The sequence below is a fragment of the Pseudomonas sp. NPDC087612 genome (assembly GCF_044743505.1).
Lineage (GTDB): Bacteria > Pseudomonadota > Gammaproteobacteria > Pseudomonadales > Pseudomonadaceae > Aquipseudomonas.
Window position 1 is genome coordinate 372,495 of the sequence record NZ_JBIUWO010000003.1, and the last position, 20,108, is coordinate 392,602.

The following is a 20,108-nucleotide window of genomic DNA, read 5'->3' on the forward strand; positions in this document are numbered from 1 at the left end:
CTTACGCCTCAGCTGTCGAGCCACCAGTTGAGCAGGGTTTCATCCTCATCATCGTCCAGGTTGCGATAGATATTGGCGTAGTACCACTCGACACCGGTGCATTGGCGAAAGCGGTCGAACACTTCACGGATGGCTGCAAAACCGTTACGCGAGGGGATGGCAAGAGTCAGGTTGCCCTTGTAGCGACCATCCAGAGTACCACCGAGCAGCGTCTGCACTTCGTCTTGCAGCGTGTCGACAGCCTCCTGGGGCAGGTCGTCGGCATAAATATGAATGCAGAAGTTGCCACCGCGCTGCAGCACTTCGGCACGCTGGTTCGGGTGGTTGATGCGAATGGTATCGCCACGAGCCAGGTCGAGTGCCAACCCTGGTGACGACAGCAGCTCAAAGGTATTGGCATCGATCTGACGGACCGGCACGCTCTCGAAAGCTGGTTCGCCATTGGATCGGAAATCGACAAAAATGCGGATATGCGCTGAATGCTGGCAATCCATCGGGCACTCCATGGCCGGTGTACAAGGCGCACATGCTAAACCATTGAACATAAAGGCGCGGGCTTGAACCGCGGACGACCGTAAACCGGTCGCAATTCCCGGAGCTGTCATGACTGACCCATTACTTATCCCCTGCCCCCACTGCAACGGCCTCAACCGCATCCCCGGCGAGCGCCTCGGCGACAGCCCTAAATGCGGCCGCTGCAAGAACCCGGTGCTGCTGAGCACGCCGTTCGATCTGCAACAGGGCGATTACGCCAGCCAGATCAGGGGCGACCTGCCGTTGCTGATCGATGTCTGGGCCGACTGGTGCGGGCCGTGCAAGTCGTTTGCGCCGATCTTTGCCCAGGCCGCCGCTCAGCTGAGCGGGCGCTGCCGCCTGGCCAAACTGGACAGCGAGGCCAACCAGCAACTGGCCGGGCAATTGGCGATTCGCTCGATCCCCAGCCTGATCCTGTTCAAAAACGGCCGGGAAGTGGCGCGCCAGAGCGGTGCATTCCCACTCCAGCAACTGCTGGAGTGGCTGCGCAGCCAGGGCGTCTAGGCGTTTTCTTCGAGCAGAGTGTGCAGCTCGACAAACTGCTGGGTCAGTTTATGCCGAGGCTCCAGGTGAATCAGCGGCAGGCTGGCCTGGTGTGATTCGCGCATCTTCACCGAGCTGTTGAGGTACACCGGCAGCACCGGCAGGCCCTCGGCGATCAACTCGTCGAGCATCTGCTGGGGCAGGCTGGCGCGGGCCTGGAACTGGTTGACGACGATGCCTTCGACCTGCAGCTCTTCGTTGTGATCGTCCTTGAGTTCTTCGATCTCGGCCAGCAGGCCGTACAGGGCCTGGCGAGAGAAGCTGTCGCAATCGAAGGGGATCAGCACACGATCGGCAGCGATCAGCGCCGAAACCGCATAAAAATTCAGCGCTGGCGGAGTGTCCAGGTAGATCCGGTCATAGTCCTCGTCCAGCTCATCGAGCAGTTTGCGCAGCTTGTTGATCTTGTGCTTGGCCTCAAGCTTGGGCTGCAGGTCGGCAAGCTCGGCGGTGGCAGTCACCACATGCAGGTTGTCGAAGGGCGTTTCGTAGATATCGACCTTGTTCTTCTTGGCAAACGGCCCGGACGACAGGGTCTGCTTGAAGAAGTCGGCAATGCCCATGGGAATGTCCTCGCCGGTCAGCCCGGTGAGGTACTGGGTCGAATTGGCCTGGGCATCCAGGTCGATCAGCAGGGTCCGATAGCCTTCATTGGCACTCACCGCTGCCAGGTTGCAGGCAATGCTCGACTTGCCAACGCCACCTTTCTGATTGAATACCACGCGCCGCATGGAAAGACCTCCGTGTGTCTGGGGATGAGCGAGTATGTGCGGCCAATGACGGCTTGACCAGCCGCCAATGGCTCAAGTTTTCGGCGATCCGACCGAATAAACAACACCGCCATTGGTCGGGAAACCTCGGATCGGTCCGACGAATCTTCGGGACCGCTGTCTGTTGCAGACGACAATCCGTACAACCAATATTTGCTACACACCAACTCCACCGGGATAATGCGCGCCACTCGGCGATTGCGCCACACCCCTGTCAGGTCGTTGTTCCGAGTCACTCCCTCGGCAAGGAAGTCCCTCAGGGCGGGAAGTACAGCTAAGTGATCACATTCAATATCAGCCAGTGGCGCGCGTGGGCGCCAGGCCTGCAGACGGCTGCCGATTGGCAGGCCTGGAGCCAGGCACAGCACTGCCCGGCAGTGGCTGAACAGGCACCGGATGTGTCGTTTTTGCCGGCCATGCAGCGCCGGCGCCTGAGCCGACTGGCGCGCATGGCCTTTGCCGTGGGCTGGCCATTGGCCGAAGGAATGCAGGATTTGCCGCTGGTGTTCGTCTCCCGGCATGGCGAAACCCCACGCACCTTCGAGATACTCAGCGACCTGGCCAACGAGCAGCCGCTGTCGCCAACCCAGTTCAGCCTGTCGGTACACAACGCGGTGATCGGCCTGTGGTCGATCATGCGTGGCGAAACCAGCGAAATGACCGCCCTGGCCGCTGCCGGTGACGGTTTCGAACACGGCGTGATGGAAGCCGCCTGCCTGCTGCGCGAAGGCGCCCCGGCAGTGCTGCTGATAATCACTGAAGAACAGCCGCCCGCGGCCTACGGCCCGTGGATCGATGACGTACCGTTTGCCTACGCCCTGGGCCTGCTGCTGACGCCTGGCGACGACTGGCAACTGACCCTGGGCGATAACAGCGCCGGCACAGCCGCGAGCGAACCCCATGCCCTGAGCTGGTTGCGTTGCCTGCTCAAGGGCGAAAGCACCTGTACCCACACCTGGAAGAGTCGCACATGGAACTGGCAACGCAAGCCATAAGCAGACCACACGACGCCTATTACTGGCGCCTGCTCGCCACCGCCGTCAGCTTCCTGCTGTTCGGTGTCGGCGGCCTGTGCCTGCGCCTGCTGGTGTTCCCGCTGCTGGCCTGCCTGCCCGGCGACGGCGTACGCCATCGCCAGCGCGCCCGGCACACCATCAGCTGGCTGTTCTGGCGTTTCATTCGTTTCATGGCCGCCAGCGGCGTGCTCACTTATGAGGTCAAGGGCGCGGAAAGACTCGGCCGCCCGGGGCAGATGATCATTGCCAACCACCCGTCGCTGATCGACGTGGTGTTCCTCATCGGCCTGGTTCGCCAGGCCAACTGCGTGGTCAAGCAGAGCCTCTGGCACAACCCCTGCACCCGCGGCCCGGTGCGTTCGGCCGAATACATCAGCAACGACGGCAGCATGGACATGCTCGACAGCGCCGTCGGCGCCCTACAAGGCGGCCAGACCCTGATCATTTTCCCTGAAGGCACCCGCACCCAGCCGGGCCAGCCGCCTGCCTTCCATCGCGGCGCAGCGGCCATCGCCCTGCGCGGTGCGCAGATCATTACCCCGGTAACCATCAAGGTCACCCCCAGCACCCTGACCAAGGCCGAACCCTGGTACCGCATACCCCAGCGCCGGGTGCATTTCAGCCTGCAGGTCGGTGCCGACATCGACCCGCAGGCCTTCGCCGCACAAGGCCCCGCCCCGCAGGCCTCGCGCAAACTCAACGACTATTTGCATCAGCACTTCACCAAGGAGCTCGCCGAAGATGAGCGATCCACAGAACACCCTTAACCACGACATCAAGCTGTTGATCATCGACGCCCTGGGCCTTGAAGACATCAGCGCCCAGGACATCGGCGACGAGCAGACCCTGTTCGGCGAAGGCCTGGGCCTGGATTCGGTGGACGCCCTCGAACTCGGCCTGGCGATCCAGAAGAAGTACGGCATCAAGATCGACGCCGACGCCAAGGACACCCGTAACCATTTCACCAGCGTGGCCAGCCTTGCGGCTTTCGTCACCGCCAAACAGGCAGCCTGAGACAGCACCATGCAAACCCGCGAAGACATCTTCAACACCCTGCGCGATGCCCTGGTCGAACTGTTCGAACTGGACCCGGCCAGCATCAGCCTGGAATCGAACCTGTATCAGGACCTGGAAATCGACAGCATCGACGCGGTCGACCTGATCGATCACATCAAGCGCCAGACCGGCAAAAAAATCGCCGCCGACGAGTTCAAGGCCGTACGTACGGTCAACGACGTGGTCGAGGCGGTCTACCGCCTGGTCAACAACGCGGCATGAAACGCCTGATCGGCCTCGGCCTGCTGCTGGCCGGTCTGCTGTACCCCTTTGCGGTGCATTTTGGCATGGCCCACTTTGCCCCCTGGCAGTTCGGCCTGTTGCTCGGCGGCCTGTGGCTGGCGCGCGCCTTGAGCGAACCGCGGCGCCCCGGCGGGCACTGGATGGCCGTGGCGGCGATTGCCTTCTGCGCGTTGCTGGCGCTGTTCAACAGCCCGCAGCTGCTGCGTTGGTACCCGGTGTTGATCAGCGCGTTCATGCTTGGCCTGTTCGGCCTGAGCCTGAAATTCGGCCCGCCGGTGGCCGAGCGCCTGGCGCGCCTGCGCGAGCCGCAACTGCCCGAGGTGGCGATCCACTACACACGCCAGGTGACCAAGGTCTGGAGCCTGTTCTTCCTGGCCAACGGCCTGGTCGCCGCCGCCCTGACCCTGTGGGCGCCGCTGAGCTGGTGGACCCTGTACAACGGCCTGATCGCCTACGGGCTGATGGGCCTGCTGTTTGCCATTGAATGGCTGATAAGACAACGCGTGCGAGGACGCTCATGAAATGGATTGCTCTTGAGCAACTGCTGCACCCGAGCGACGCGCCGCGCCCGGTAACCTTCGCCCCGGCGCTGGACCACGCGGGCCTGCGCCAGCAAGCCCTGCAACTGGCCGCTGGCCTTGAGCGCCGTGGTGTGAAGCGCATTGCCGTGCACCTGGAAGACGCCGCCGAGCTGGCCGTGGCCCTGCTCGGCGCCTGGCGCGCCGGCGTACAGGTGCTGCTGCCGGCCGACCTGCAAGTCCAGACCCGCCAGCGCTGGCAAGGCGAAGTCGAGCTGTGGCTGAGCGACCAGGCGCAAGACACTGCGCTGGATGCACTGCTGGAAACGCCCCTGGCCGCTGCCCAACTGGACCTGGACGCTTGCCTGCTGAGCCTGTGCACCTCCGGCTCCAGCGGCGAACCCAAGCGCATCGACAAGAGCCTGCGCCAGCTGGCCAATGAAGTGCAGGCCCTGGAACAGCTATGGGGCACAGAGCTGGGCGCTGCGTGCATCATCGGCAGCGTCGCCGCCCAGCACATCTACGGCCTGCTGTTTCGCGTGCTCTGGCCGCTGTGTGCCGGGCGCCCGTTCGTGCGTCGCCAGTTGCCCTTCCCCGAAGACCTGCAGCGCGCCAGCCGCGAGCACCCGGCCTTTGCCTGGGTGGCCAGCCCGGCGCTGCTCAAACGCATGGGCGACAACCTCGACTGGCCCGCGTTAAGCGCGGTACGCCGGGTGTTTTCCTCCGGCGGCGAGCTGCCGGCCAGCGCCGCCCAGGCCTTGCACCAGCGCCTGCAGCAATGGCCGAGCGAAATTCTCGGCAGCTCGGAAACCGGCGGCATTGCCTGGCGCCAGGGCGACAGCCTGTGGCAACCCTTTGCCGAGGTGCGCCTGAGCCAGAATGAACAGGGTGCGCTGCGTATCGAATCGACCTATTTGCCACCCGGCCATATCGAGCAAAGCGCCGATGCCGTCGAGTTCACCGCTGACGGGCGCTTTCGCCTGCTCGGGCGCCTGGACCGGATCGTCAAGCTGGAAGAAAAACGCATCTCCCTACCAATGCTCGAACAGGCCCTGGTCGCCCACGATTGGGTCAAGGAAGCGCGCCTGGCGGTGATCCAGGAAAACCGCGCCAGCCTCGGCGCCCTGCTGGTGCTCAGCGCCGCAGGCCTGCACGCCCTGCGCAATCAGGGCCGACGCGCACTCACCGAAGGCCTGCGCCAGCACCTCAGCCAGCACTGCGAAGCCCTGGCCCTGCCCCGACGCTGGCGGCTGCTGCGGCAACTGCCGTTCAACGCCCAGGGCAAACTGCCCCAGGCCGAACTCGAAGCCCTGCTGCTGGCACCACGGCCCAAAGGCCCGGAAGTGCTGAGCCAGGCCGAGGTCAATGGCGAACTGCAGTTGCAACTGGCGGTGTCGGCAGACCTTGCCTATTTCAACGGCCACTTCCCGCAGACGCCGGTACTGCCGGGGGTAGTCCAGGTCGACTGGGCGCTGGCGCTCGGGCAACAACTGCTCGACCGGCCACGCCAGTTCGCCGGCATGGAAGTGCTGAAGTTCCAGCAACTGGTGCGCCCCGGCGACCCGCTGCAACTGACCCTGCGCTTCGATGCCGAGCGCGGCAAGCTCTACTTTGCCTACAGCAATGCCGGGGCAGCCTGCTCCAGCGGCCGCATCGTGCTGGAGGCCATCGGTGAATAAACCCTGCGCGGTGATCCCGGTGTACAACCACGAACTGGCGGTGCCAGCGGTAGTTGCCGACCTGCTCGCAGCCGGCCTGCCTTGCGTACTGGTCGACGACGCCAGCAGCCCGGCCTGCGCCGCCGTGCTGCGCCAGCTGGCCGAACAGCAGCAGGTTTATCTGGTGACATTGCAGGTCAACCAGGGCAAGGGCGGCGCGGTCATGGCCGGCCTGCGCGAAGCGGCGCGCCTGGGCTTCAGCCATGCCCTGCAGGTGGATGCCGACGGCCAGCACGACCTGACCGATGTCAGCCGTTTTCTGCAGCAGTCGCAGGCTTATCCACAGGCGCTGATTTGCGGTTATCCACAGTACGACGCCAGCGTGCCCAAAGGCCGCCTGTACGCGCGCTACCTGACTCACGTATGGGTGTGGATCAACAGCCTGTCGCTGCAGATTCCCGATTCGATGTGCGGCTTTCGCGTCTACCCGCTGCCGCCGACCCTGGCGCTGATCGACGCGGTCAAGCTCGGCAAGCGCATGGACTTCGACCCGGAGATCCTCGTGCGCCTGGCCTGGCGCAACCAGCCGATGCGCTGGCTGCCGACCAAGGTGCATTACCCGGCTGATGGCCTTTCGCACTTTCGCCTGTTCCACGACAACGCACTGATCTCGAAGATGCACACCAAGCTGTTCTTCGGCATGTTGCTGCGTGCCCCGGCGATCCTCTGGCGGCGGTGGCAGGCATGAGCAACGGCGAACAACACTGGGCCGACCACCAGGAGCGCGGCAGCTTCTGGCTGATGAAGCTGACCGCCTTCGGTATCAAACTGCTCGGCCGACGCCTGCTCAGCCCGGTGCTGTATGGCATCGTCCTGTACTTCTTCGTGTTTGGCCGCCGCGCCCGGCAGAGCATCTGGCAATACCAGCAGCGCCTGGCCGACTGGAGCGGGCAAGCCGGCCTGCGCCCCAGCCAGCGGCGGGTGTTCGGCCAGTTCATGGCCTTTGCCGAGGCCCTGCTGGACAAGCTCGACGTGTGGAACGGCAAGCTGCGCCTGGAGCAGATCGAAATCGTCGACCCGGCGCAATTGCGCACTCAACTGCGCGCCGAGCGCGGGCAGATGCTGGTCGGCGCGCACCTGGGCAACCTTGAAGTCTGCCGCGCCCTGGCCGAGCTCGGCGAGCAAGTGACCATGAACGTGCTGGTGCACACCAAGCACGCCGAACGCTTCAATCGCCTGCTCGGTGAATCGGGGGCGAGCAACCTGCGCCTGATCCAGGTCAGCGAGCTGGACCCGGCGATCATGCTGCAACTGAGCCAGCGCCTGGACCGCGGTGAATGGCTGGCGATTGCCGGTGACCGCGTGCCACTGCATGGCGCGCGCACGGTCGAGACGGATTTTCTCGGCCACCGCGCCGCCTTCCCGCAAGGCCCGTGGTTACTGGCCGGGCTGCTCAAGTGCCGACTCAACCTGTTCTTCTGCCTCAAGCAGCAAGGCCGCTACCAGGTGATTCTCGAACCCTTCGCCGAGGCCATCGAATGGCGCCGCGGCCAGCGCGATCAGGTGATCGCCGACTGGGCCGGGCGCTATGCCGAGCGCCTGGGCCACTATTGCCTGCAAGCGCCGCAGCAATGGTTCAATTTCTACCCTTTCTGGAAGACCGATGACGATGCATCCGCATAAGCCCGTGACCTTCGGCGCGTTGCCGCTGGCAATCGAAGACGTCCTCGCCCTGGCCAATCGCCAGACCGAAACCCGCCTGCAGGACGACGCCGAGTACCGCGCGCGGATTGCCCGTGGCGCGCAGTTCCTCGACTCGCTGCTGGACAAGGAAGGGGTAATCTACGGCGTGACCACCGGCTACGGTGACTCGTGCGTGGTGGCGGTGCCGCTGGAGCATGTTGAAGCGCTGCCCAAGCACCTGTACACCTTCCACGGCTGTGGCCTCGGCCAATTGCTCGATGCACCGGCCACCCGCGCGGTGCTGGCCGCCCGCTTGCAGTCGCTGTGCCATGGCGTGTCCGGGGTGCGCGTCGAGCTGCTGGAGCGCCTGCAGGCGTTTCTTGCCCACGACATCCTGCCGCTGATTCCCCAGGAAGGCTCGGTGGGCGCCAGCGGCGACCTGACGCCGCTGTCCTACGTGGCCGCCACGCTGTCGGGCGAGCGCGAGGTCCTGTACCGGGGCGAGCGCCGCAGCGCCGCCGACGTCCATCGTGAACTGGGCTGGCAGCCGCTGGTGCTGCGGCCCAAGGAAGCCCTGGCGCTGATGAACGGCACCGCGGTGATGACCGGCCTGGCCTGCCTGGCCTTCGCCCGCGCCGATTACCTGCTCAAGCTGGCCACGCGCATCACCGCGCTGAACGTGGTCGCCCTGCAAGGCAACCCGGAGCACTTCGACGAGCGCCTGTTCGCCGCCAAGCCCCACCCGGGGCAAATGCAGGTGGCCGCCTGGTTGCGCCAGGATCTGGCCATCGACGCACCGACCGCGCCGCTGCACCGCCTGCAGGACCGCTACTCGCTGCGCTGCGCACCGCATGTGCTCGGTGTGCTGGCTGACAGCCTGGGCTGGCTGCGCGGTTTTATCGAGACCGAACTGAACAGTGCCAACGACAACCCGATCATCGACGCCGAAGCCGAACGCGTGCTGCACGGCGGGCATTTTTACGGCGGCCATATCGCCTTCGCCATGGACAGCCTGAAGAACCTGGTGGCCAATGTCGCCGACCTGCTCGACCGCCAGCTCGCGCTGCTGGTCGACAGCCGCTACAACCATGGCCTGCCGAGCAACCTGTCGGGCGCCAGCGCCGAGCGGGCGATGCTCAACCACGGCTTCAAGGCGGTGCAGATCGGCGCCAGCGCATGGACTGCCGAAGCGTTGAAGAACACCATGCCGGCCAGCGTATTCTCGCGCTCCACCGAGTGCCACAACCAGGACAAAGTGAGCATGGGCACCATCGCCGCCCGCGATGCCCTGCGCACGCTCGAACTGACCGAACAGGTTGCCGCCGCGACCTTGCTGGCGGCCAACCAGGGTGTCTGGCTGCGCGGCCGCGAAGCCGACGCCCGCGACCTGCCGCCGGCGTTGGCCGAGATGCATGCCGCGCTGCTCGAAGACTTCGCCCCGGTCATCGAAGACCGTGCCCTGGAAGGCGACCTGCGCCTGTGCCTGAGCCGAATTGCCGAACAACACTGGAGGCTGCATGCGTAGTCAGGGAGTGCTGCACGTCGATAGCGAAGTGCTGGTGCCGTTCTTCGATGTCGACAGCATGCTGGTGGTCTGGCACGGCCATTACGTCAAATACCTCGAGGTAGCGCGCTGCGCGCTGCTCGACAGGCTCGAACACAACTACCTGCAGATGCAGGCCTCCGGCTTCGCCTGGCCGGTGATCGACCTGCAGCTGCGTTATGTGCGTGGCGCCACCTTCGGCCAGCGCCTGAACGTACGCGCCAGCCTGGTGGAGTGGGAGAACCGCCTTAAGATCAACTACCTGATCAGCGATGCCGTCACTGGCGCACGCATGACCCGCGCCAGCTCGGTGCAGGTCGCGGTCGAGATCGCCAGCGGCGAGATGCAACTGGCCTCGCCGCAGGTGATGATCGACGCTGTGAACAAGGTGCTGCCATGAAGACGCTGTTGCGTGGCCTGCTGTGCCTCGGCCTGCTGGCCAGCTGCACCCTGGCCCACGCCTTTGGCCTCGATGACCTGAGCAAGCAACTGGGCGAACCTGCGGTCATCAAGGGCCCGTTCATCCAGGAAAAGCACCTGCGCGCCCTGCCACAGCCATTGGTCAGCAAAGGCCAGTTCGTGCTCGCCCGTGACCATGGCCTGCTGTGGCTGCTGCAAACGCCGCTCAAGCAGGACTACCGCCTCAACGCCCAGGGCATCGCCCGCCGCGACCCGTCCGGTTGGCAGATGCTGCCGGGCAAGAGCGCCGGCGCCGAGCAGAACCGCCTGTTCTTCGCCGTGCTGCAAGGCGACAGCAGCGGCCTGCAGCGTGACTTCGAGCTGAGCCTGCAAGGCGATGCCCAGCACTGGCAACTGCGCCTGACTCCGCGCTCGCTGCTGCTCAAGCAGGTGTTCAGCCAGATCGATATCGAGGGCGGGCGCTACGTCGAACGCATCCAGTTGCTGGAAACCCAGGGCGACAGCACGGTGCTGCGCATGCCATCGAGCAGCAGCGCCAGCCTGACCGACACGGAGCGCCGCGATTTTGCCGAGTGAGCGCCTGTTGCCAAGGCTGTTTTTGCTGTTGCTGATCGCTGTGCTGGCCCTCGCCGGCTGGCAATGGCACCGCGCCGCGCCGTTGTCTGCCGACCTGATGACGCTGGTGCCCGGCGCCACCCAGGACCCGCTGGTGCAACGCGCCGAACAGCGCATGCAGGAGCCGCTGAACCGCGAGATGCTGGTGCTGGTCGGCCATCCCCAGCGTGACCAGGCCATCGCCCTGGCCCAGCGCCTGGCCGGGCAATGGCAGGCAAGCGGCCTGTTCGAGAAGGTCCAGTGGAGCCTGCAAACCGACCTGCAGGCACTGCGCGAGCAGTTGCTGCAAGGGCGCCTGGCGATGCTCTCGCGCGCCGACCGCAGCAGCCTGGTCGATAACCCGCAAGGCTTTATCGAGCAGCGCGTGCAGAGCCTCTACGATCCCTTTGCCGGCTTCAGCCTGGTGCCCAGCCAGGACGACTGGCTGGGCCTGACCGGGCGCATCCAGAACAGCCAGCCACGCCCTGCTGCGGTACAACTGGACACCGCCAGCGGCGCGCTGCTGGCCGAGGCCGACGGCCAGCACTGGGTGCTGCTGCGCGCGCGCACCCTGGGCAATGCGTTCGACCTGCAACTGCCGCTGCAGGTCGCCGACCTGCTCGCCGCCAGCCGGGTTGAAGCCGGGCAGCGCGGCGCCCGCCTGCTGGCCGCCAGCGGCTTGCTGTATGCCGCCAACGGCCAGCGCCAGGCCAGCCAGGAAATCACCTGGGTTGGCGGCGGCGCCACGGTCGGCATCCTCTTGCTGTTGCTGCTGGCGTTCCGGCGCCTGCGGGTGTTGCTGGCGTTCATGCCGGTGCTGGTCGGCATGCTGTTCGGTGCGGTGGCCTGCGTGGCGCTGTTCGGCCAGATGCACGTGATGACCCTGGTGCTCGGCTCAAGCCTGATCGGTGTCGCCGTCGACTACCCGCTGCACTACCTGTCCAAGAGCTGGAGCCTGCGCCCCTGGCGTGCCTGGCCGGCCTTGCGGCTGACCTTGCCGGGCCTGAGCCTGAGCCTGGCCACCAGTTGCATCGGCTACCTGGCCCTGGCCTTCACGCCGTTCCCGGCCCTGACCCAGATCGCCGTGTTTTCCGCCGCCGGCCTGGTCGGCGCCTACCTCAGCGCCGTGTGCCTGCTGCCGGCATTGCTCAAGGGTATCGAGCTGCAGCCGGCGCAATGGCCGCTGCGCATTGCCCAATGGTTGGTGGACCTGCGTCTGAAGCTACTGAACAAGGTGCCAAGCCCGGTGTTGCTCGGCCTGCTGATCCTGTTTTGCGCGGCGGGCCTGTGGCAGCTGGACAGCCGCAACGACATCCGCCAGTGGGTCGGCAGCCCGCCGCAACTGCTCGAAGAAGCCCAGGCCGTGGCACGCATCACCGGTTACCAGCCCACCAGCCAGTTCTACCTGGTTCGCGGCGCCGACCAGACGCAGTTGCTGGGTCGCCTGCAAGCGCTGAGCACGCGGCTCGATGAACTGGTCGAAACCGACAAGCTCAAGGGCTACATGGCCCTCAGCCAACTGGTCGCCAGCCCTGCCGAGCAGCAACAGGTACGCGATGCACTGGGCAGCCTGCCACTGCAGCCGCTGCTGGCCCTGGGCGTACCGCAAAGCGCGTTACAGGCGGAACTGGCAAAAGTGCAGGCCTTGCCTACCCTCGACATCGATCACGCCCTCAGCGGCCCGCTGGGCGAGCCCTGGCGCACCCTGTGGCTGGGCGCCGATGGCCAGGGCGTGGCCGCCATCGTCAGCCTCCAGGGCTTGAACGATCCGGCATTGCTGCGCCTGCAAGCCGACGACCTCGACGGCGTGCAACTGGTCGACCGCCTCGGCGACCTCAACCGGGTGTTTGCCGCCACCCAGGTCAGCGCCGCCGAGCTCAAGCTGTTGTCGTGCGCGCTGATCGTGGTGTTGCTGATCCTGCCGTTCGGCCTCGGCGGTGCCCTGCGCATCGTCGCCCTGCCGCTACTCGCCGCGTTGTGCAGCCTGGCCTGCCTGGGCTGGCTGGGCCAGCCGCTGACCCTGTTCAGCCTGTTCGGCCTGCTGCTGGTGACCGCCATCAGCGTCGACTACGCGATCCTCATGCATGAGCAAATCGGCGGCGCCGCCGTGAGCCTGCTCGGCACCCTGCTGGCGGCGACCACCACCTGGCTGTCGTTCGGCCTGCTGGCGGTGTCGAGCACCCCGGCGGTGAGCAACTTTGGCCTGGCGGTGAGCCTCGGCCTGGCCTTCAGTTTTGTCCTGGCGCCCTGGGCTGCCACCGGCCACAAGGAACAGGCGGCATGAGTATCGTGTTGTTCTGGGTCCTGGCCCTGGCACTGTTCTGGATCGCGAGCGAGCTGGGCCGGCGCCTGGGGCTGATCCCGATTGTCAGCCAGTTGTTGCTGGCGACCCTCGGCCTGCCGCTGCTGATGCTGTTCTGGGTCGAGCCGCACTGGCAGCTCAGTGGCGCTGCGCTGGTGGCGCCGTCCTGGCTGAAAACCCTGTATGGCCTGAGTTTCGCCCTGCTGCTGGGGCATATTCTGGCTGACGTGGTGGAACTGAAGTTCGACCGCCAGAGCCTGAAGATCGCCCTGCCGAGCTTCTTGGTGCCCTTTGCCTGTGGCCTGGCCTGCGGCGCCTTGCTGCTGCCGACGCAGCCCTGGCTGACCACCCTGGCGCTCGGGCTGGTGTTCGCCATCACCGCCATTCCGGTGCTCTACCTGTACCTGCGCAACATCGACTATCCGCCTGCAGCGACCCGCCGGCTGATGCAGTCGGCGATCCTTATCGACCTGACCTGCTGGCTGCTGTTTGGCCTGGGCAAGGGCAGCCTCGACCCCGTGAGCCTGCTGCTACCCGTGCTGGGCGCCTGCCTGCCGCTGCCGCTCTACGCCCTTGGCCTGCGCCGGCCGTGGGTCTACAGCCTGGGCTTTTTCGCCCTGCTGTTCGTTGCCGAGCACTACCGCCTCAATGCGTTGATCTTCGGTATCGGCTACCTGTGCTGCCTGGCCTGGCTCAAGCTGCCACTGCACATGCCGCTGTCGGCGCTGTGGATAAAACGCCTGCAGAACGGCATCGCCATCCCGCTGATCATGACCTTCGGCATCATCCAGATCGATATCCACAACGTGCTGCAAGGCTTCGATGCCATCCAGTTGAGTGCCTTGCTGCTGTTACCGATCGTCAGCAAGCTGCTCGGCAACTGGCTGGGCCTGTGCTGGGCGACGCCGTCGTTCGCCGGCGCGAGCAAATGGCGGGAGAGCCTGCTGCTCAATATTCGCGGCTTGAGCGAGATCGTCTTTCTCAACCTGCTGCTGCAACAACAGCTGATCAGCCCGGCGCTGTACTTCGCGCTGATGCTGATGAGCCTGGTCGCCACGCTGATGCCCGCGCTGGCCGGCCTGCACCGGATTCCATTGAAGACTGCCCAACCGGCAAGGAGGCCTTATGCCGAACACTGAACTGCAACAACGGCAGGTATTGATCATCGGCGCCGGTCCGTCCGGCGCCATCGCCGGGGCCTTGCTCAAGCGCAATGGCCACGACGTACTGATCATCGAGCGCCAGCGCTTTCCGCGCTTTTCCATCGGCGAGAGCCTGCTGTCGCACTGCATCGACTTCGTCGAGGAAGCCGGCATGCTCCCGGCCCTCGAAGCCGCGGGCTTCCAGCGCAAGAACGGCGCGGCCTTCGCCTGGGGCGAGGAATACAGCGCGTTTGATTTTGGCGACACCTTCAGCAACGGCAAGCCAAGCACCTTCCAGGTCCAGCGCGCCCAGTTCGACCAGTTGCTGGCCGACCAGGCCGCCGCCCAGGGCGTGGAAATCCGCTACGAAGAAGAGATCATCGCCGCCGACTTCGAGCGTGCCCGCCCGCAGCTGCGCGTGCGCCGCCTGGATGGCAGCGAGTACCGCGTCGAAGCTGAGTTTGTCCTCGATGCCAGCGGTTATGGCCGCGTCCTGCCGCGCCTGCTGGACCTCGAAGCGCCGTCGAGCTTTCCGGTGCGCCAGGCGGTGTTCACCCACATCGAAGACCGCATCGACCACCCGGCGTTCGACCGCGAAAAAATCCTCATCACCACCCATCCGCAGCACCGCGATATCTGGTTCTGGACCATTCCCTTCAGCAACGGCCGCTGCTCCCTGGGCGTGGTCGCCGCCGCCGAGCACTTTGCCGCCGCGCCGGCTGACCTGGATGCCTGCCTGAAAGACTTCGTCGCCCAGACCCCAAGCCTGGCCAAGGTGCTGGCCAACGCCGTGTGGGACACCCCGGCGCGAACCATCGGCGGCTACTCGGCCAACGTCAAGACCCTGCACGGCCCGGGCTTTGCCCTGCTCGGCAACGCCGCCGAATTCCTCGACCCGGTGTTTTCCTCCGGGGTGACCATCGCCATGCGCTCGGCGAGCATGGCCGCCGGCGTGCTGCACCGCCAGCTGCAAGGTGAAAACGTCGACTGGCAGAGCGAGTTCGCCGAGCCGCTCAAGCGCGGCGTCGATACCTTCCGCGCCTATGTCGAAGGCTGGTACAACGGCAGCTTCCAGGACGTCATCTACCACCCGGCCAGCTCGCCGGAAATCCGCGCGATGATCAGCTCGATCCTCGCCGGTTATGCCTGGGACCCGCGCAACCCGTTCGTGGCCGAGCCCAAGCGGCGCCTGCGCATGCTCGCCGAAGTCTGTGCAAGGACGGCAGCATGAGCCAACAACCCTTCCTCAGCGACAGCTACGTCGAGGAAACCCGCTTCGGCTTCTGGTTCCTGCGTAGCCATACCTGGCAGCATCACGTGCTGCGGGTGGCGATCAACGACCTGCGCCGGCTGTTCGACGCGCCGCTGCCGCAAGCACCGGTGCTGCTCGATGCCGGCTGCGGCCAGGGCAAGTCGTTCCAGTACCTGCAGCAGGTGTTCAGCCCCGGCCAGTTGCTGGGCACCGACGCCGACCCGCACAGCCTCGAACTGAGCCAGGCCGAGGCCCGGCGCCTGGGGCTGAATGTCGAGCTGCGCGGCAGTGACTGCGCGGCCTTGCAGTTTGCCGACAACAGCGTCGACATGCTCTTTTGCCACCAGACCTTCCACCACCTGGTCGAGCAGGAAAAGGCCCTGGCCGAGTTCTACCGGGTACTCAAGCCCGGCGGCTACCTGCTGTTCGCCGAGTCTACCGAAGCCTATATCGACACCTGGGTGATCCGCTGGCTGTTCCGTCACCCCATGCATGTACAGAAAAGCGCCGAACAGTACCTGCAGATGCTGCGCGACCAGGGCTTCGAATTCGGCGCGCAGAATGTCTCTTACCCGTACCTGTGGTGGAGCCGTTCCAGCGACTTCGGCCTGCTCGAACGCTTCGGCCTGCGCAAGCCGCCGCCCGTCGGCCAGCGCGAAGAAACCCTGGTCAACGTGGTGGCGCGCAAACCATTGAACCCCACCGAGCCGAGTGCATGAAACGCCTGTTGCTGATCCTCGCCTTTGCCCTGCTGAGCGCCTGCGCCAGCCGGGTGCCGCTGCCCACGCAAATGCCGGCGCTGACGCTGCCGATGCAGCTGCATATTCAGCGCCAACAGGCGGGGCAAAGCCAGGACTGGCTGCTGGTGATCCAGCGCGAAGACGCCAGCCTGCGCTGGTCGTTGCTGGACTTGCTGGGCATTCCGCAAGCACGGCAGTTGCTCAACGACGGCCAGTGGCACGCCGATGGCCTGCTGCCACCCAACCCGGGTGCCCGTGAACTGTTCGCCGCCCTGCTGTTCGCCATGACCCCGGCCGAGCAGGTGCAAACGCTCTACCCCGGCGCCCGCCAGCAAGGCCAGCAACGCTGGCTGGGTGAGCGCTGGCATGTCGACTACCGACAAGCCGACGACTTCACCTTGAACCTGGGCCAGGGCCTGCGTTATCTAGTCAGCCCACTGCCCAGCGAGAACACGCCATGACCGCTTACCTCAATGCCCTGGGCCTGGTCTGCGCCCTGGGGCGCGGCCAGGCCGAAGTTGCCCGCAAACTGTTTGCCGGCGACTGCTCGGGGATGCGCGTGGAAGACGGCTGGGTGCCGGACCGCAGCCTACCGGTGGCGGGCGTGCAAGGCGAGCTGCCTACGTTGCCAGCCGAGATGCAGGCCCATCACAGCCGCAACAACCAGTTGCTGTACGACGCCTGCCTGCAGATCGGCGCCCCGATCGAAGCGGCCATCGCCCGCTTTGGCCGCCAGCGCATCGGTATCGTCCTGGGCACCAGCACCTCGGGCATCAAGGAGGCCAGCGAGGGCATCGCCCACTACCTGCGCGAGCAACAATTTTCGCCCAGCTACGACTATGCCCAGCAGGAGCTCAGCGCCCCGGCCAATTTCCTTGCCGACTGGCTGCAATTGAGCGGCCCGGCCTATGTGATTTCCACCGCCTGCACTTCCAGCGCCCGGGCCTTGATGAGCGCCCGGCGCCTGCTCGACCTGGGGCTGTGCGATGCGGTGATCTGCGGTGGTGTCGACAGCCTGTGCAAGCTCACCCTCAACGGCTTCAGCGCCCTCGAGGCGGTGAGCGCCGAGCGCTGCAACCCGTTCTCGGTCAACCGCAACGGCATCAATATCGGCGAAGCCGCGGTGCTGTTCCTGATGACTCGCAATGCCAACCACGAAGGCCCCGGCATTGCCCTGCTCGGTGCCGGTGCCAGCTCCGATGCGCACCATATCTCGGCGCCAGAGCCCGGCGGCAAGGGCGCCTTGCAGGCCATGCGCAAGGCGCTGGACAATGCCTGCCTGCAACCACAAGACATCGACTACCTGAACCTGCACGGCACCGCCACCCGGCACAACGACGCCATGGAAAGCCTGGCCGTGCATGAACTGTTTGGCAGCCAGCTGGCCTGCTCGTCGAGCAAGCCGATGACCGGCCACACCCTGGGCGCCGCCGGTGCACTGGAAGCGGCGTTCTGCTGGCTGAGCCTGGCCGCCGGCAATACCGAAGGGCGCCTGCCGCCGCATGTCTGGGATGGCGTCGATGACCCGCAGTTGCCAGCCCTGAACCTGGCCGATGCCAGCCAGCGCCTGCCGGCCAGCGGCCCGCGACGCTTGATGAGCAATTCGTTCGCCTTCGGTGGCAACAATGTCAGCCTGATTCTCGGAGACACCCCATGATCACCTGGCCACTGGCCGAACTGCTGCCGCACGCCGGCGACATGATCCTTATCGATCAGGTCGAGTCGTTCGATGAAGAGCAGATCCATACCCACCTGACCGTACGCCCCGGCGGCCTGTTCAACCGCGCCGACGGCAGCCTGCCGGCCTGGGTCGGCATCGAGCTGATGGCCCAGAGCGTGGCCGCCTATGCCGGTTGCCGCGCGCGCCAGCAAGGCCAGCCGGTGGAGCTGGGCTTTTTGCTCGGCACGCGTAAATTCGAATGCAATGTCGAACATTTCCCTGCCGGTGCCCACTTGCGCATCCATGCCCTGCGCTCGCTCGAAGACGACAACGGCATGGGCGTGTTCGAGTGTCACCTGCGCGGCCCGGGCATCCATGCCATGGCCCGTTTGAACGTTTTTCGCCCGCCGCAGGTGGCCAGCTACCTGGCCGAAGCGGGCCCTGAGGAGTCCCCCCATGACTGACACCATCCTGGTCACCGGTTCCAGCCGTGGCATTGGCCGGGCCATTGCCCTGCGCCTGGCGCACGCCGGTTTCGACCTGGTCCTGCATTGCCGAAACGGGCGCAGTGAAGCCGACGCCGTTGCCGCAGAAGTCCGGGGCCTGGGCCAGCAAGCCCGCGTGCTGCAGTTCGACGTCGCCGACCGCGCCGCCTGCGCGGCCATCCTCACTGATGACGTAGAAACCCACGGCGCCTACTACGGTGTGGTCTGCAACGCCGGCCTGACCCGCGACGGCGCCTTCCCGGCGCTGACCGAGGACGACTGGGACCAGGTGCTGCGCACCAACCTCGACGGTTTCTACAACGTCCTGCACCCGCTGATGATGCCGATGATCCGCCGGCGCAAAGCCGGGCGCATCGTCTGCATCACCTCGGTGTCGGGCATGATCGGCAACCGTGGCCAGGTCAACTACAGCGCCTCCAAGGCCGGCGTCATCGGCGCCGCCAAGGCCCTGGCAATCGAGCTGGGCAAGCGCAAGATCACCGTCAACTGCGTTGCCCCGGGGTTGATCGATACCGCCATGCTCGATGAGCACGTACCGGTTGAAGAGCTGCTGAAGATGATCCCGGCACAACGCATGGGCACCCCGGAAGAAGTCGCCGGCGCGGTGAACTTCCTGATGTCGGCCGAAGCCGCCTACATCACCCGTCAGGTGCTGGCGGTCAACGGAGGCCTGTGCTGATGAAACGTGTGGTCGTCACCGGCATGGCCGGTATCACCTCGCTGGGCAGCGACTGGCAGACCATTGCCGGCAACTTCGCCAGCAACCGCAGCGGCATTCGCCGCATGGATGAATGGGACCGTTTCGAGGAGCTCAATACGCGCCTGGCCGGCCCCATCGACGATTTCAAGGTGCCGAGCGGCTGGACCCGCAAGCAGCTGCGCAGCATGGGTCGGGTCTCGCGCCTGGCCGTGGCGGCAGCGCAGAACGCCCTGGGCGACGCCGGCCTGCTCGACGACCCGTCGATCCGCGACGGGCGCATGGGCGTGGCCTGCGGCTCGTCCACCGGCAGTACCGACGAGATCAAGGCGTTCGGCAACATGCTGCTCAACTCGGTGGCCGAAGGCCTCAACGCCAACTCCTACGTGCGCATGATGCCGCACACCACCGCAGCCAATATCAGTATCTTCTTCGGCCTCACCGGGCGCCTGATCCCGACCTCCAGCGCCTGCACCAGCGGTAGCCAGGGCATCGGCTATGCCTACGAAGCGATCAAGTTCGGCCGCCTGCCGCTGATGCTCGCCGGCGGCGCCGAAGAGCTGTGCCCGACCGAGGCTATGGTCTTCGACGCGCTGTACGCCACCAGCCTCAAGAACGACACCCCTCACAAGAGCCCGAGCCCCTACGACAGCGGTCGCGATGGCCTGGTGATCGGCGAAGGCGGCGGCATGCTGGTGCTCGAAGAGCTCGAGCACGCCCTGGCCCGGGGCGCGCACATTTATGCCGAGATCGTCGGCTTTGGCAGCAACGCCGACGGCCAGCACACCACCCGCCCGGAGCAGGCGACCATGCGCCGGGCCATGGAGCTGGCGCTGGAAGACGCAAACCTCACGCCGGCTGCCATCGGCTACGTCAACGGCCACGGCACCGCCACCGAGCAGGGCGACATCGCCGAAACCCTGGCCACCAGCAGCCTGTTCGGCCCGCGCATGCCGATCAGCTCGCAAAAAAGCTTCCTCGGCCACACCCTCGGTGCTTGCGGCGCGCTGGAGTCCTGGTTCAGCATCGAGATGATGAACAGCGACCGCTATGTGCACACCCTCAACCTTGAGCACATCGACCCGCGCTGCGGCGAGCTGGACTACCTGTGCGGCGAGTTTCGCAGCATGAGTCATGACTACGTGATGAACAACAACTTCGCCTTTGGCGGGGTCAACACCTCGCTGATTTTCCGTCGCTGGACCTGACCTCAAACCTGCTGGAGAGAAAG

At 65.6% G+C, this 20,108-nt stretch carries 23 protein-coding genes; 21 read left to right on the top strand and 2 right to left on the bottom strand.

Annotated features, from left to right (window positions below):
• Positions 1-8: 8 nt before the first annotated feature.
• A complete protein-coding gene (locus ACIOVF_RS07930) occupies positions 9-494 on the bottom strand; it encodes a DUF4265 domain-containing protein (protein ID WP_258608952.1) in 486 nt (161 codons plus the stop codon).
• A 109-nt stretch (positions 495-603) separates the two neighbouring features.
• Between ACIOVF_RS07930 and trxC the strand changes: the two genes are divergently transcribed.
• Entirely contained in the window at positions 604-1,038 is a 435-nt protein-coding gene (gene trxC / locus ACIOVF_RS07935) for a thioredoxin TrxC (protein WP_401288627.1), read from the top strand.
• Here the strand turns inward: trxC and ACIOVF_RS07940 are convergent.
• Entirely contained in the window at positions 1,035-1,808 is a 774-nt protein-coding gene (locus ACIOVF_RS07940) for a ParA family protein (protein WP_401288630.1), read from the bottom strand. The genes trxC and ACIOVF_RS07940 overlap by 4 nt on opposite strands.
• 317 nt (positions 1,809-2,125) lie before the next feature.
• Here ACIOVF_RS07940 and ACIOVF_RS07945 point away from each other — a divergent pair, with 317 nt between their 5' ends.
• From ACIOVF_RS07945 to ACIOVF_RS08040, 20 genes are read left to right on the top strand one after another with little or no spacing between them, the layout of a single operon-like run.
• Complete coding sequence (locus tag ACIOVF_RS07945; RefSeq protein ID WP_401288633.1) at positions 2,126-2,842, top strand: beta-ketoacyl synthase chain length factor; 717 nt, start codon at positions 2,126-2,128, stop codon at positions 2,840-2,842.
• The gene (locus ACIOVF_RS07950) at positions 2,818-3,630 is read left to right on the top strand and encodes a lysophospholipid acyltransferase family protein (protein ID WP_401288636.1); all 813 of its coding nucleotides are present in this window, start codon (positions 2,818-2,820) and stop codon (positions 3,628-3,630) included. The genes ACIOVF_RS07945 and ACIOVF_RS07950 overlap by 25 nt, the downstream gene beginning before the upstream one ends.
• Positions 3,605-3,877: a phosphopantetheine-binding protein gene (locus tag ACIOVF_RS07955; protein WP_010222262.1), complete on the top strand. Its 273-nt coding sequence runs from the start codon at positions 3,605-3,607 to the stop codon at positions 3,875-3,877. The genes ACIOVF_RS07950 and ACIOVF_RS07955 overlap by 26 nt, the downstream gene beginning before the upstream one ends.
• A 9-nt stretch (positions 3,878-3,886) precedes the next feature.
• Positions 3,887-4,141 (top strand): acyl carrier protein, encoded by a 255-nt coding sequence (locus ACIOVF_RS07960; RefSeq protein WP_045193926.1) that lies wholly within the window; start codon positions 3,887-3,889, stop codon positions 4,139-4,141.
• Complete coding sequence (locus ACIOVF_RS07965; protein ID WP_195885482.1) at positions 4,138-4,683, top strand: hypothetical protein; 546 nt, start codon at positions 4,138-4,140, stop codon at positions 4,681-4,683. The genes ACIOVF_RS07960 and ACIOVF_RS07965 overlap by 4 nt, the downstream gene beginning before the upstream one ends.
• The gene (locus ACIOVF_RS07970; protein ID WP_401288640.1) at positions 4,680-6,359 is read left to right on the top strand and encodes an AMP-binding protein; all 1,680 of its coding nucleotides are present in this window, start codon (positions 4,680-4,682) and stop codon (positions 6,357-6,359) included. The genes ACIOVF_RS07965 and ACIOVF_RS07970 overlap by 4 nt, the downstream gene beginning before the upstream one ends.
• Positions 6,352-7,086: a glycosyltransferase family 2 protein gene (locus ACIOVF_RS07975; protein ID WP_401288643.1), complete on the top strand. Its 735-nt coding sequence runs from the start codon at positions 6,352-6,354 to the stop codon at positions 7,084-7,086. Before ACIOVF_RS07970 ends, ACIOVF_RS07975 begins: the two co-directional genes overlap by 8 nt.
• Positions 7,083-8,021 carry a glycosyl transferase gene (locus tag ACIOVF_RS07980; RefSeq protein WP_045193930.1) on the top strand — a complete coding sequence of 313 codons (939 nt, stop codon included), beginning with the start codon at positions 7,083-7,085 and terminating at the stop codon, positions 8,019-8,021. Before ACIOVF_RS07975 ends, ACIOVF_RS07980 begins: the two co-directional genes overlap by 4 nt.
• Positions 8,002-9,546 (top strand): histidine ammonia-lyase, encoded by a 1,545-nt coding sequence (gene hutH, locus ACIOVF_RS07985; RefSeq protein ID WP_401288646.1) that lies wholly within the window; start codon positions 8,002-8,004, stop codon positions 9,544-9,546. The genes ACIOVF_RS07980 and hutH overlap by 20 nt, the downstream gene beginning before the upstream one ends.
• A complete protein-coding gene (locus ACIOVF_RS07990; RefSeq protein WP_045193932.1) occupies positions 9,539-9,964 on the top strand; it encodes a thioesterase family protein in 426 nt (141 codons plus the stop codon). Before hutH ends, ACIOVF_RS07990 begins: the two co-directional genes overlap by 8 nt.
• Positions 9,961-10,560 carry an outer membrane lipoprotein carrier protein LolA gene (locus ACIOVF_RS07995; RefSeq protein ID WP_093377106.1) on the top strand — a complete coding sequence of 200 codons (600 nt, stop codon included), beginning with the start codon at positions 9,961-9,963 and terminating at the stop codon, positions 10,558-10,560. The genes ACIOVF_RS07990 and ACIOVF_RS07995 overlap by 4 nt, the downstream gene beginning before the upstream one ends.
• Positions 10,550-12,862, top strand: a complete 2,313-nt coding sequence (locus ACIOVF_RS08000) for an MMPL family transporter (protein WP_045193934.1) — start codon at positions 10,550-10,552, stop codon at positions 12,860-12,862. Before ACIOVF_RS07995 ends, ACIOVF_RS08000 begins: the two co-directional genes overlap by 11 nt.
• Entirely contained in the window at positions 12,859-14,019 is a 1,161-nt protein-coding gene (locus ACIOVF_RS08005) for a sodium:proton antiporter (protein WP_195885477.1), read from the top strand. Before ACIOVF_RS08000 ends, ACIOVF_RS08005 begins: the two co-directional genes overlap by 4 nt.
• Positions 14,006-15,253: an NAD(P)/FAD-dependent oxidoreductase gene (locus ACIOVF_RS08010; protein WP_045193936.1), complete on the top strand. Its 1,248-nt coding sequence runs from the start codon at positions 14,006-14,008 to the stop codon at positions 15,251-15,253. The genes ACIOVF_RS08005 and ACIOVF_RS08010 overlap by 14 nt, the downstream gene beginning before the upstream one ends.
• Positions 15,250-15,993 carry a class I SAM-dependent methyltransferase gene (locus tag ACIOVF_RS08015; RefSeq protein WP_045193937.1) on the top strand — a complete coding sequence of 248 codons (744 nt, stop codon included), beginning with the start codon at positions 15,250-15,252 and terminating at the stop codon, positions 15,991-15,993. The genes ACIOVF_RS08010 and ACIOVF_RS08015 overlap by 4 nt, the downstream gene beginning before the upstream one ends.
• Complete coding sequence (locus tag ACIOVF_RS08020; RefSeq protein ID WP_258608926.1) at positions 15,990-16,475, top strand: hypothetical protein; 486 nt, start codon at positions 15,990-15,992, stop codon at positions 16,473-16,475. The genes ACIOVF_RS08015 and ACIOVF_RS08020 overlap by 4 nt, the downstream gene beginning before the upstream one ends.
• Entirely contained in the window at positions 16,472-17,671 is a 1,200-nt protein-coding gene (locus ACIOVF_RS08025) for a beta-ketoacyl-[acyl-carrier-protein] synthase family protein (protein WP_401288653.1), read from the top strand. Before ACIOVF_RS08020 ends, ACIOVF_RS08025 begins: the two co-directional genes overlap by 4 nt.
• Positions 17,668-18,138 (top strand): hotdog family protein, encoded by a 471-nt coding sequence (locus tag ACIOVF_RS08030; protein ID WP_093377133.1) that lies wholly within the window; start codon positions 17,668-17,670, stop codon positions 18,136-18,138. Before ACIOVF_RS08025 ends, ACIOVF_RS08030 begins: the two co-directional genes overlap by 4 nt.
• Positions 18,131-18,859, top strand: coding sequence for a 3-oxoacyl-ACP reductase FabG (gene fabG, locus ACIOVF_RS08035; RefSeq protein ID WP_045193941.1), 729 nt, complete (start codon positions 18,131-18,133; stop codon positions 18,857-18,859). Before ACIOVF_RS08030 ends, fabG begins: the two co-directional genes overlap by 8 nt.
• A complete protein-coding gene (locus ACIOVF_RS08040; RefSeq protein WP_045193942.1) occupies positions 18,859-20,085 on the top strand; it encodes a beta-ketoacyl-ACP synthase in 1,227 nt (408 codons plus the stop codon). The genes fabG and ACIOVF_RS08040 overlap by 1 nt, the downstream gene beginning before the upstream one ends.
• The last annotated feature ends 23 nt before the right edge of the window (positions 20,086-20,108 follow it).

What these genes read in the sequence shown, in the direction of transcription:
- ACIOVF_RS07930 (WP_258608952.1), bottom strand. Translation starts at nt 494, where the DNA reads ATGGATTGCCAGCATTCAGCGCATATCCGCATTTTTGTCGATTTCCGA.
- trxC (WP_401288627.1), top strand. Translation starts at nt 604, where the DNA reads ATGACTGACCCATTACTTATCCCCTGCCCCCACTGCAACGGCCTCAAC.
- ACIOVF_RS07940 (WP_401288630.1), bottom strand. Translation starts at nt 1,808, where the DNA reads ATGCGGCGCGTGGTATTCAATCAGAAAGGTGGCGTTGGCAAGTCGAGC.
- ACIOVF_RS07950 (WP_401288636.1), top strand. Translation starts at nt 2,818, where the DNA reads ATGGAACTGGCAACGCAAGCCATAAGCAGACCACACGACGCCTATTAC.
- ACIOVF_RS07955 (WP_010222262.1), top strand. Translation starts at nt 3,605, where the DNA reads ATGAGCGATCCACAGAACACCCTTAACCACGACATCAAGCTGTTGATC.
- ACIOVF_RS07960 (WP_045193926.1), top strand. Translation starts at nt 3,887, where the DNA reads ATGCAAACCCGCGAAGACATCTTCAACACCCTGCGCGATGCCCTGGTC.
- ACIOVF_RS07965 (WP_195885482.1), top strand. Translation starts at nt 4,138, where the DNA reads ATGAAACGCCTGATCGGCCTCGGCCTGCTGCTGGCCGGTCTGCTGTAC.
- ACIOVF_RS07970 (WP_401288640.1), top strand. Translation starts at nt 4,680, where the DNA reads ATGAAATGGATTGCTCTTGAGCAACTGCTGCACCCGAGCGACGCGCCG.
- ACIOVF_RS07980 (WP_045193930.1), top strand. Translation starts at nt 7,083, where the DNA reads ATGAGCAACGGCGAACAACACTGGGCCGACCACCAGGAGCGCGGCAGC.
- hutH (WP_401288646.1), top strand. Translation starts at nt 8,002, where the DNA reads ATGACGATGCATCCGCATAAGCCCGTGACCTTCGGCGCGTTGCCGCTG.
- ACIOVF_RS07990 (WP_045193932.1), top strand. Translation starts at nt 9,539, where the DNA reads ATGCGTAGTCAGGGAGTGCTGCACGTCGATAGCGAAGTGCTGGTGCCG.
- ACIOVF_RS07995 (WP_093377106.1), top strand. Translation starts at nt 9,961, where the DNA reads ATGAAGACGCTGTTGCGTGGCCTGCTGTGCCTCGGCCTGCTGGCCAGC.
- ACIOVF_RS08005 (WP_195885477.1), top strand. Translation starts at nt 12,859, where the DNA reads ATGAGTATCGTGTTGTTCTGGGTCCTGGCCCTGGCACTGTTCTGGATC.
- ACIOVF_RS08010 (WP_045193936.1), top strand. Translation starts at nt 14,006, where the DNA reads ATGCCGAACACTGAACTGCAACAACGGCAGGTATTGATCATCGGCGCC.
- ACIOVF_RS08015 (WP_045193937.1), top strand. Translation starts at nt 15,250, where the DNA reads ATGAGCCAACAACCCTTCCTCAGCGACAGCTACGTCGAGGAAACCCGC.
- ACIOVF_RS08020 (WP_258608926.1), top strand. Translation starts at nt 15,990, where the DNA reads ATGAAACGCCTGTTGCTGATCCTCGCCTTTGCCCTGCTGAGCGCCTGC.
- ACIOVF_RS08025 (WP_401288653.1), top strand. Translation starts at nt 16,472, where the DNA reads ATGACCGCTTACCTCAATGCCCTGGGCCTGGTCTGCGCCCTGGGGCGC.
- ACIOVF_RS08030 (WP_093377133.1), top strand. Translation starts at nt 17,668, where the DNA reads ATGATCACCTGGCCACTGGCCGAACTGCTGCCGCACGCCGGCGACATG.
- fabG (WP_045193941.1), top strand. Translation starts at nt 18,131, where the DNA reads ATGACTGACACCATCCTGGTCACCGGTTCCAGCCGTGGCATTGGCCGG.
- ACIOVF_RS08040 (WP_045193942.1), top strand. Translation starts at nt 18,859, where the DNA reads ATGAAACGTGTGGTCGTCACCGGCATGGCCGGTATCACCTCGCTGGGC.